At 79.5% G+C, this 531-nt stretch carries 1 protein-coding gene and 1 pseudogene; one reads left to right on the top strand and one right to left on the bottom strand.

All coding sequences use genetic code 11. From position 1 onward, the window contains the following. Nucleotides 1–408 (top strand): hypothetical protein (locus tag SM447_RS29920; RefSeq protein ID WP_474576213.1); only part of this gene is annotated, 408 nt, incomplete at its 5' end. Here the strand turns inward: SM447_RS29920 and SM447_RS29925 are convergent. After that, a pseudogene (locus SM447_RS29925) lies at nt 348–531 on the bottom strand (general stress protein); the annotation flags it as partial. The gene SM447_RS29920 and the pseudogene SM447_RS29925 overlap by 61 nt on opposite strands.

Genomic DNA, 531 nt, shown 5'->3' on the forward strand with positions numbered 1-531 from the left:
CAGACCCGGGTGGCCAGTTCCTCGCCGGCCGCCCCCCGGGCGGGCACCGCGCCCGGGCGACGCGGCGGGGCGCCCGACTGGAAGGACGCCCTGACCGAGATACTGGGCGGGCCGGACGCCGCGGAACCGCCCGCGGAGGAGCCCGAGGGGGTGGCCCTGGAGTTCGACCTGCGCCGGGAGCCGTACCGCTACGTGCACGGCACGGGCCGGGCGGGCTCGCCGTGGCACCTCTACGTCCGCCCGGTGCGCCGGGGCCGGCGGGCAGGCACCAGGCCGCCGCGGGGCCGGGCGGCCCGACGGGATCGGCCCCGGCGCCGCGGAGGGGGCCGGGGCCACGCGACGACGGGTCAGCGCACGTTCGGGCTGGGCGCGGAGACGTTCAGCCGGCCGAGCAGCTGCCGCGCCTGATCGGCGAGGCTCGCGTCGACGATGACGGCGTACTGACCGGCGCGCAGGGAGCTGGCCGAGGTGAAGTCCCGTTGGCCGCCGGTCATGGCGTGGGCGACCGCGCCGAAGACCGCGCCCCAGATC

The sequence above is a fragment of the Micromonospora aridisoli genome (genome assembly GCF_056150025.1).